The 9,129-nt window shown below is 66.7% G+C and carries 9 protein-coding genes; 6 read left to right on the forward strand and 3 right to left on the reverse strand.

What is annotated here, in order from left to right:
- Positions 1 to 38 precede the first annotated feature (38 nt).
- The 6 genes from ACFRAH_RS22540 to ACFRAH_RS22565 all read left to right on the forward strand — a co-directional run bounded on the left by ACFRAH_RS22540 (position 39) and on the right by ACFRAH_RS22565 (position 6,308).
- Entirely contained in the window at positions 39 to 1,217 is a 1,179-nt protein-coding gene (locus tag ACFRAH_RS22540) for a Gfo/Idh/MocA family protein (RefSeq protein ID WP_377993134.1), read from the forward strand.
- A complete protein-coding gene (locus tag ACFRAH_RS22545) occupies positions 1,214 to 2,230 on the forward strand; it encodes a sugar phosphate isomerase/epimerase family protein (RefSeq protein WP_377993135.1) in 1,017 nt (338 codons plus the stop codon). Before ACFRAH_RS22540 ends, ACFRAH_RS22545 begins: the two co-directional genes overlap by 4 nt.
- A gap of 161 nt (positions 2,231 to 2,391) precedes the next feature.
- Positions 2,392 to 3,060, forward strand: a complete 669-nt coding sequence (locus ACFRAH_RS22550) for a GntR family transcriptional regulator (RefSeq protein WP_377993136.1) — start codon at positions 2,392 to 2,394, stop codon at positions 3,058 to 3,060.
- A 186-nt stretch (positions 3,061 to 3,246) separates the two neighbouring features.
- Entirely contained in the window at positions 3,247 to 4,635 is a 1,389-nt protein-coding gene (locus ACFRAH_RS22555; RefSeq protein ID WP_377993137.1) for an MFS transporter, read from the forward strand.
- Positions 4,636 to 4,812: 177 nt separating this feature from the next.
- A complete protein-coding gene (locus ACFRAH_RS22560) occupies positions 4,813 to 5,607 on the forward strand; it encodes a FadR/GntR family transcriptional regulator (RefSeq protein ID WP_377993138.1) in 795 nt (264 codons plus the stop codon).
- Positions 5,604 to 6,308, forward strand: coding sequence for a cache domain-containing protein (locus tag ACFRAH_RS22565; RefSeq protein ID WP_377993139.1), 705 nt, complete (start codon positions 5,604 to 5,606; stop codon positions 6,306 to 6,308). The genes ACFRAH_RS22560 and ACFRAH_RS22565 overlap by 4 nt, the downstream gene beginning before the upstream one ends.
- A 4-nt stretch (positions 6,309 to 6,312) precedes the next feature.
- On the opposite strand, the gene ACFRAH_RS22570 is transcribed toward ACFRAH_RS22565, so the two are convergent.
- The 3 genes from ACFRAH_RS22570 to ACFRAH_RS22580 all read right to left on the reverse strand — a co-directional run bounded on the left by ACFRAH_RS22570 (position 6,313) and on the right by ACFRAH_RS22580 (position 8,982).
- A complete protein-coding gene (locus ACFRAH_RS22570) occupies positions 6,313 to 7,308 on the reverse strand; it encodes a substrate-binding domain-containing protein (RefSeq protein WP_377993140.1) in 996 nt (331 codons plus the stop codon).
- A 168-nt stretch (positions 7,309 to 7,476) separates the two neighbouring features.
- The gene (locus ACFRAH_RS22575) at positions 7,477 to 8,007 is read right to left on the reverse strand and encodes a YbhB/YbcL family Raf kinase inhibitor-like protein (protein WP_377993141.1); all 531 of its coding nucleotides are present in this window, start codon (positions 8,005 to 8,007) and stop codon (positions 7,477 to 7,479) included.
- A 9-nt stretch (positions 8,008 to 8,016) separates the two neighbouring features.
- Positions 8,017 to 8,982, reverse strand: coding sequence for a carbohydrate kinase (locus ACFRAH_RS22580; RefSeq protein WP_377993142.1), 966 nt, complete (start codon positions 8,980 to 8,982; stop codon positions 8,017 to 8,019).
- Positions 8,983 to 9,129: the final 147 nt, after the last annotated feature.

A 9,129-nucleotide genomic window follows, 5' to 3' on the forward strand; every position in this document is an offset into this window, starting at 1 on the left:
GCCGAGTCCCGCAAAGCCCGTTTCAAAGGAGAAAACCAGTGCCCAAAGATATCGGCGTAGCCGTCATCGGGGCGGGCATGGCCGGCAAGGCCCACGCCGCCGCCTTCCGTACCGCCTCCGCCCTCTACAACCCCGTCCTGCCACCGGTACGGCTGGTCTCCATCGGAGACGTGAACCCTGAATTCGGTTCACTCGCTGCGCGGCGCTTCGGCTACGAGCGCAACGACACCTCGTGGCAGGCCATCGCGGAGGCCGATGACATCGACGTGGTCAGCGTCGTCATCGCCAACTCGCTGCACCGGGAAGTGGTGGAGGGCCTCCTGGCCGCCGGCAAGCACGTGCTGTGCGAGAAGCCGCTGAGCGACACCCTGGAGGACGCCCGCGCTATGGCAGACGCCGCCCGCAGCGCCTCCTCCATCGCCCGGATCGGTTTCACCTTCCGCCGCACCCCGGGCATCGCCTACATCCGCGACCTCATCCGGAACGGAACCCTGGGCAGGGTGCTGCACTTCAGCGGCCGCTACTGGACGGACTACGGCTTCAGCCCCGAGGCTCCCATGAGCTGGCGCTACAAGGGCGGCCCGGGATCTGGTGCACTGGCCGACGTCGGAAGCCACCTCGCATACGTCTCCGAGTTCCTCTGCGGCGACATCAGGTCCATCAGCGGCGGCCGGCTCAGCACCGCGATCGACAAGCGGCCCCTGCCGCTGGGCGCCGTCATCGGACACGACCACGCCGCCGTCAGCGACACCTACGAGGCCGTGGAGAACGACGACTACGCAGCGTTCTCCGCCGAGTTCGAAAACGGCGCAGGCAGCTTCGAAGTGTCCCGCGTCGCCGCCGGGCACGCGAACAGCCTCAACTTCGAGGTCTTCTGCGAGAACGGCTCCGCCAAGTTCGACCAGCGCCGCCCCGGTGAGGTCCAGCTGTTCCTCAATGACGGCTCCGGCCACGAGAGCGGCTACCGCCAGGTCATCCTCGGCCCGGGCCACCCCTACATCGCCGGCGGCCTTGCCATGGACGCCCCCGAGGTCGGCTTCGGCCAGAACGACGCCTTCGCCTACCAGTCGCGCGCGTTCCTCGAGGAGGTCGCCGGCCTCAGCGAGGCGGAATCCCTGCCCCGCTGCGCCTCCTTCGACGAAGGCGTCCGCAACATGGAACTGCTCGCCGCCGTCACCGAATCAGCCCTGAACAACGGAAAGAAGATCACGCTATGAAGCTTGGCGTCTACAACGCGATCCTGCACGACCGCCCGCTTCCGGAGGCCCTGAAGGTCATCGCCGACCTGGGCCTGACCGGCATCGAGATCAACTCCGGCGGGTTTCTGCCCGCGGTGCACGTTCCCACCTTCGACGACATCCTCGACAGCGATGCCGCCCGCGACGACTACCTGGCCATCTTCGAGGGCACCGGCGTCTCCATTTCAGGCCTGAACTGCAACGGCAACCCGCTGCACCCCAACCGCCTGATCGGCGACAAGCACGCCGAGGACATCCGCCGCTCCATCCGCCTGGCCCACCGCCTCGGACAGAACCGCGTCGTCACCATGTCCGGCCTGCCCGGCGGGGAACCCGGCGCCACCGTGCCGAACTGGATCGTCAACGCCTGGAACTCCGCAGCCCTGGACGTCCTGGACTACCAGTGGGACGTCGCCGCGAAGTTCTGGAAGGAAACCGACCGGCTCGCCGCCGGCCACGGCGTCAAGGTTGCCCTGGAACTGCACCCGCAGAACCTCGTCTTCAACCCCGCCGACGTCCACAAGCTTGTCGAACTCACGGGAGCCACCCACGTCGGCGTGGAACTGGACGCCTCGCACCTGTTCTGGCAGCAAATGGACCCGGTCGCCGTCGTCCGCGAACTGGGGCCGCTGGTCTTCCACGCCGCCGCCAAGGACGTGCGCGTCAACAAGGACACCGCCGCGATCTACGGCGTCCTCGACAACCGCTTCCGCCGGCTCTCCCCTGAGGAAAACCGCACCAACCTCGGCGGCGACGAATGGGCCAACGAGTGGCCCAAGCCCGCCGCCTGGGACTTCGTCGCCCTCGGCAAAGGCCACGACACCGCCTACTGGACCGAATTCCTGCGCGCCCTCCATGAAGTGGACCCCGGCATGCTCGTCAACATCGAGCACGAAGACGTCGAACTCGGCCGCATCGAAGGCCTCGAAGTCGCCGCTAAAGTCCTCAAGGACGCCGACGCCGCCCTCAGCGCCTCACTCGTCAGCCCCTAACCCCAGAGCGCCAACAGACAGGCGCAGGAAGCCTGCCCGCACCAGCCGGCAGGCTTCCGGCGTTGTCCTGGGCCGCCCTGCCCGCGGGTATCGTAGTTGTGACTTTGTGATGTAGATCAAACGCGCCGGACGCTCCGCGGGCGGAGAGAAGGGTGGGCTCAATGCTGGAGATCCCGATTGCCGGGAAGACCGGTGGCAGCGATGAGTCCCTGGAAGATGTGGCCTACCGGGTGATCGCCGACAGGGTCATCATGCTGGGCATCCGCCCCAACGCCTCGATCAACGAAACCCAGCTGTCGAAAGAAATGCAGATGGGCCGCACACCGATCCGGGCAGCCTTGAAGCGACTCGAAAATGACCACCTGGTGGTCTCGCACGCCCGCAAGGGCACATTCGCCGCGCCAGTCGACCTTGCCGACCTTGAGGAGATCGCCGAGGTGCGGCGGGCGCTGGAGCCTGTGGCGGCGGGAATGGCAGCGGGCAAGGCACGTGCGGACGCCCGTCAGACTTTTGGGAAATATTCAGAGGTGATCCGCGCCTTGGAGGCGGCCACGGTGGACCAAAGCGACCTCATGCGGCTGGACCTGGCCGTCCACCAACTGATTTACCGGGCAGCCGGAAACGGGCATATGGAGGAAATCCTCATCCGCTACGCCAACCTGTGGACCAGGATCCAGGGCGTGATGCTGGAGCGGCGACCGCTGATCCTGGAGCACATCCTGGAGCTGGACGACGTCATCCAGGCGATCCTGGCCAAGGACGAAGCGAAGGCCTCGAAACTGATGGCGGACCACGTCAGCGGATTCAGCACCTACATCAGCTCCACGTAATTTACGTTTTTCTATTGACCTGTGACGGGACCCACACTACTGTCCTGATATATCAAGTGTTGCTGATCTGTCGACGATAGATCCGGCACGAGATGTGGCCCAGCCCAATCGGCCTGCCCGTAGCATCGGCGCTACTTCCCGCAGGAAGCGGCTGGGCTCATTCCCCCACCCAGGTGAGAAGGATTCATGAACATACATGTCGCCATTGACGAAGCCCGGTTCACGCGCTTCCACAAGAAGCTCGTCGCTGCCTGCATGGGAGGGCCGGTCCTAGACGGCTACATCCTGAGCATCATTGCCATTGCCCTCGTGGGCATTTCTGCCGATTTCCACACGACCGAGCTTGAGACCAGCCTGATCGGGGCCTCGGCGCTGGTCGGTATCTTTTTTGGCGCTGTCCTGCTGGGTCCGCTGACCGACCGGATCGGCCGGCAGCTCATGTACACCATTGACCTCTGGGCGCTGGTGATCGTGTCAGTGCTGCAATTCTTCGTCCAGGACTCCCTGCAGCTGATCATTCTGCGCTTCATCGCCGGCCTGGCCATCGGCGCGGACTACCCGATTGCCAACTCGCTCCTTGCAGAGTGGCTGCCCCGGAAGCGCCGCGGGCAGATGCTTGGCGTCCTGCAGGTCGGCTGGTTCCTTGGCGCAGCCCTGGCATCCCTCGTCGGATACGTGATCTTTGAGGCATTCGGCGCCGGTTCCTGGCGCTGGATCCTGCTCACGGCTGCCGTGCTGGGCACCGTCGTCATGCTCATGCGCCTGGGGACGCCGGAGTCCCCGCGGTGGCTGCTGCACAACGGACGCAAGGCCGACGCCAAGCTGGCGCTTCGTGCCGCCCTCTCGGACCAGCTGAACGTCGACCACGTGGTCTTTGAAACGGCTGATGAGTCTCCCATGGCCAAGAAGAAGGTCGACCTGCGCGTGCTCCTGCGCCGGCCGTACCTCAAGCGCATCGTTTTCTGCAGTTCGTTCTACGCCCTGCAGGTGGGCCCGTTGTTCGCGATCTTCACGTTCGGGCCGACGATCCTTTCGGCCTTCGGCATGGGTGAAGGCAACCTCTCCAACCTCGGTTCGGTCATTATCGACATGGTGTTCCTCGCTGGCTGCATCCCGGCCCTCAAGCTCATCGAATCCTGGGGCCGCCGGCCTCTCATCATCTGGTGCTTCGCCCTGATGGCCATCCCGCTGTTCATCCTGGGCCTGTTCCCGTCGGCTCCCGTGGCCATCATTGTGGGCTGCTTCGTTGCCTATGCCCTGTTCTCCGGCGGACCCAGCATCCTCGAGTGGGCCTACCCGAGCGAGATCTTCCCAACCCATGTCCGCGCCAGCGCCGTCGGCATCACCACGGCAGTGAGCCGCATCGGTGCGGCCCTAGGCACCTTCGCGCTGCCGTTCGGGCTCGCGTACTGGGGCATTGGCCCCACCATGCTCGTCGCCGCGGTACTGACCGCCATCGGATTCTTCGTCTGCCTGTTCATGGCTGAAGAAACCAAGGGAATGACGCTGGCCCAGGCCGGCGGAGAGCCTGAAGCATCAGCCGGGAAGGATGAACCGGCGCTGCAGGCACACTAACCGAAACCCCAGGCGTGCCGTTCGGTGTGGGTTCCCACTGCGGGGTTCCCCTCCGGGCGGCACGCCTGGGCGTTTTTTAGCGGCAGCCGGGGACGGTCGAGTGGGTGGGCAGAAGTCGATAGTCTAAAACTTAGTGTTATCTGTTGAGACTGCGCGACGAGGAGCGGGCCGGACCCCATGGCGAATGATGTGAGGGATGATGGTGGATCCGTGTCCCTCCGTGCCCTGGAAATGGCAGCCCAGGTACGGACCCAGGGCCAGGACATCACCGGCCGTGCGGAGCAGGTGACCCTGCAGCTCGAGAGCGCCATCGGAATGGGCCTGCTCAACCCGGGCGAGCGGCTCCCGCCGGAATCGGTCATGGCCGAGCATATGGGCGTCTCACCCCTCACCCTGCGCCAGTCCCTTGCCGTGCTGCGGAGCAAGGGCCTCTTGGGCACCCGCCGGGGCCGCGGCGGAGGAAGCTATGTAGCGGGCGTACTCCCGGTGCGGGAGGCGGAGATCGCCCAGCAACTGCGCCGCTACAAGAGCGACGACCTGCGCGACCTCATCGACCTCGCCGCCGCGACGGCCGGCTCAGCGGCACGGCTGGCATCCAAACGCTCCGACGAGCAGGACGTGCGGCGCCTCCGGAAGCTCGCCCGGCGCTTCGCTTCAGGCTCGGAGCAGCACATGCTGCGCCAGGCGGATGCCCGGCTTCACATTGGGCTGGGCGTGGCGGCGCAGTCCCGCCGCCTGACCTCCCTCCTCATCCAGATCCACGCCGAGCTGTCCCCGCTGACCTGGGGCCAGGCCTGGCTGGACGAACAAACGGCCGCGGTAGCCGAGCACGAGGCACTCCTCGACGCCATCGAGCAGGGCGACCCTGAAGCGGCCGAGAACGCCGCCATCGCACACTTTGAACGGGAAGGCGCCCTCATCATCAATCAGAAGCTAGCCATCCTCACCTCGGACCTGGCGGATCAGCGGTGAAGCCCATCGATGAGGTGCTGCAGTCGACCGCCCGCGCCCTGGGCGAGAGCCTCGAGCGCGTCTTCGCCGACCTGGCGGTGCTGGACAAGGCCACGACGGACATTCTCGCGGCGCCCGGAACGTCGAGAACCAAGCTCGAATCCCTCAGGCCCGTCGTGGAGGATATCGTCCTGAAGCATGACGGCCTTGTGGACAGCGCCGGCGTCTCCGTGGCCCGGGGCCTGTTCAGCGACGCCGACGCCTGGCACCAGTGGTGGAGCCTGGTTGGGGGAAAGCTGGTGTTCATCCCCCACAATCTCAACCCCGCGTCCATCAATTACTACGACTACACGGAAATGACCTGGTACGAGCGGCCGCTCGCCTCCGGCCGGCCCGAACTCATTGGCCCGTACATCGATTTCGGCGGCGCCGACATGAAGATCGTCACCGCGTCACGGCCGGTGGAGCACGGCCAGCGGACCGTGGCGGTGGCCGGGGCGGACCTGTCGATGGAGTCCATCGAGCGCACCTTCCTGCTCAACCTGGGGCGCCGCGACGAGCACGTCGCCCTGATCACGGAAACCGGCAAGGTGGTCGCCTCCAACAGTGCCCGGTTCGCCCCCGGCACCCGCTTCGAGGGCCCGTACGTCGGTCCAGGGTCAGTTCCCGTGCCGGTGGTGGACCTCGCCACTCCCCCATGGCGCCTCGTCGCGGGCGAGTGATGCCCTAGCGGATGCCCTGATCGGAGAACTTCACGACGTCGGCCGCGTTGGACTTGTCAACGATGGTGGGCCCGGTCAGCACGGGCTGCCCGCCGCCAATCTTGAAGCCGCCCCGCTTGACCTGCCACAGCGCGTCCACGGAACCGTAACCCTGGAGCCAGGGTTGCTGGTCCACCGTGAACAGCACCGTGCCGTCGGCGATCTTCTGGGCCAGCTCCTTGTTCAGGTCAAAGGAGGCCACCTTCGCCGAGCTGCCCGCGGTGGCCACGGACTTCAGCAGGGTCAGCGTGATGGGTGCCCCCAGGCCGATGATGACGTCGGCGTCCTTGGCTGCCTGCAGCTTCGCCGTCGCCGTCGACTCCACAGATGTCATGTCGGCACCGTTCACGTACAGGATCTCGGTTCCCGGAACCTTGGACTTCACGCCCGCGCAACGCGCCTCCAGCCCCACATGCCCCTGGGCCTGGATCACGCAGACAGGATGCTTGAAGTTTCCGGCAGCCAGCTTCTCCCCCACAGCCTGGCCGGCGAGCTCCTCGTTGGAGCCGAAGTGCGTGAAGGCCCCGAGTTCCTTCGAGACGTCCTCACCGGCGTTCAGGCTCACGATGGGGATGCCGGCGTCCGAGGCTTTCTTCAGGGAATCCTTCAGCGCACCCGGCGTGGCCAGGGTGACGGCAATCCCGTCCACTTTCTGATCCACTGCCTGCTGGATCAGCTGCGCCTGCCGGCCGGCTTCGGGATCGTTCGTGTAGAGCAGCTCCACATTGTCCTTGGCCGCGGCCTCCTCCGCACCCTTCCGGACGGTGTCCCAGAAGGTGTCGCCTGCCGGGGCGTGCGTGATCAGGGCGATCTTCATCCGCGGGGTCGAGGCCACCTGGCCTCCGCCGCCCCCGCTGTTGCCTTCCGGCACCCGGCCGCCCTGACTGGAGCATGCCGTCAGGGCCAGCATGGGGATCGCAACTGCAGCCACCGCAGCGCGGCGCCAAAAGAACTTCTTCACTGGTGATCTCCTTCGATCGTGTCCAGATGGTTGGGAAAACCACGTCCTGCATCTTCCGACGGGAGAACACTGCCGGAGAAGAGGATGTGACCGAGCGCCCTTGGAGCGCTCCACAAAATCGAGGATAAAAGCCGAGCTTTGTCCTGTCAATAGTTCTTTTGGGGCGGGTTAGCGCTGGTAGACGCCCGTCAGCGTGGCCGTGCCCAGCAGATGCCGGGCAAGTTCGGAACCCAGGCCGGCCGGCTTCGCCCCTGCCCCGCCCGGCAGTTCCTCGACATCCAGTGCGTAGACGGTGATGATGTAGCGGTGCCGGCCGTGACCGGGCGGCGGGGCCGCCCCCAGGTAGCCGTGGAAGCCGCCGTCGTTCTTCAGCTGCACCCCACCGGTGGGGAGCTGCGGGCCGGCCTCGGCCCCGGCGCCCTCCGCGAGCGAGGTGACGTCGGAAGGGATGTTGAGGACCGCCCAGTGCCAGAACCCGCCGGGGCCCGGTGCATCGGGATCGAACACGGTCACGGCGTAGCTCCTGGTTCCGTCCGGCGCACCGCTCCAGCTCAGCTGCGGGGAGTCGTCGGCCCCGCCCGCGTGCATGCGGCCGCTGCGCTGCGGCGGCGGAAGGGTCTCGCCGTCCTGGAATGACCGGCTGGTGAGCCCGAACGTGGGGACGTCCGGCAGGTTTGAAAACGGACCCGGCGATGTCATGAATGCTCCTCAGGTGGTGGGAACTTCTGCTTCCTCTGCTGCTGCTTCGATGTGGTTGAGCTCCGCCCGGGTGGGCGGATTGGCGCCGGCACGGGACACGGTCACCGCTGCCGCGCGCGAGGCGTGGGCCAGGAGGGCGGTGAGTCCCTCGACCGGGAGTGCCCGCAGGTCCGCCCGGTTCTGCGCGCCGTCCAGGCCGCGGTCCACCACGCCGGACAGCAGCGCCGCCATGAACGAATCCCCGGCACCAACGGTATCCGCCACCTCCACGCGGGGCGCGGCAAACTCGGCCTCCCCTGCGGCAGTGATCCCCCACGGCCCGGCCGCGCCGCGCGTCACCACCACCACGGCCGGCCCCTCCGCACCGCCGAGCTCCAGCCAGCGGCGGGCGGACTCCAGCGGGTCCTCGCCGGGGTAGAGCCAGGCGAGGTCCTCGTCGGAAGCCTTGACGATGTCCGAGAGGGTCACAAACTTCTCCGCCTGCCGGCGGGCATGATCGGCATCAGTGATGATGCTGGGCCGGCAGTTTGGGTCAAAACTAATGGTCGACGCCGGGTGGGCATGTTCGACGGCGGCCAGCACCTCCGCGGCGCCGGGCGCCAGCATGGTGGCAATGGAGCCGGTGTGCAGCAGCGTGGTTCCCTGCAGCATGAACGGCAGCCGTTCGCCCAGGCCGGGGAGCTCCCAGGCGAGGTCGAACGTGTAGGTGGCGCCGCCGTCGTCGTCCACCAGCGCGGTGGCCACGCTGGTGGGGAGCCCGTCCGGGGCCAGCGGGAGCATCACGGAACTGGCCCTCAGGTGGGCGGCCACCGACTCACCGTAGGCGTCCCGGCCGTACCGTCCGACGAACTGCACCGGGTGCCCCAGGCGGGCCAGCCCGACGGCGACGTTGAGCGGGCTGCCGCCCACGTGGGCTTCGATTCCGGAGCTGCGCTGGACCACGTCAACTAGGCCTTCGCCGATAACAGTGAGCATGGTCATACTCTGCCAGAGAACGCCGCCCGGCGCGCGGGGTTCCTGCTGCGGGCTAGGGCGTGTCTCCTAAATCCTGGGTTCCTTAGCCGCGATGCTTGTTGGGTGTCTCGTACTTCTGTTTTGACTGACGGGCAGTGGGCCCGCATC

Origin of the sequence: Arthrobacter sp. NPDC056727, from assembly GCF_042790555.1 — a bacterium.
Lineage (GTDB): Bacteria > Actinomycetota > Actinomycetes > Actinomycetales > Micrococcaceae > Arthrobacter.

Coding starts and splice junctions, on each gene's coding strand:
- ACFRAH_RS22560 (WP_377993138.1), top strand. CDS start 4,813: ATGGCGAATGATGTGAGGGATGATGGTGGATCCGTGTCCCTCCGTGCC.
- ACFRAH_RS22575 (WP_377993141.1), bottom strand. CDS start 8,007: ATGACATCGCCGGGTCCGTTTTCAAACCTGCCGGACGTCCCCACGTTC.
- ACFRAH_RS22545 (WP_377993135.1), top strand. CDS start 1,214: ATGAAGCTTGGCGTCTACAACGCGATCCTGCACGACCGCCCGCTTCCG.
- ACFRAH_RS22580 (WP_377993142.1), bottom strand. CDS start 8,982: ATGCTCACTGTTATCGGCGAAGGCCTAGTTGACGTGGTCCAGCGCAGC.
- ACFRAH_RS22555 (WP_377993137.1), top strand. CDS start 3,247: ATGAACATACATGTCGCCATTGACGAAGCCCGGTTCACGCGCTTCCAC.
- ACFRAH_RS22550 (WP_377993136.1), top strand. CDS start 2,392: ATGCTGGAGATCCCGATTGCCGGGAAGACCGGTGGCAGCGATGAGTCC.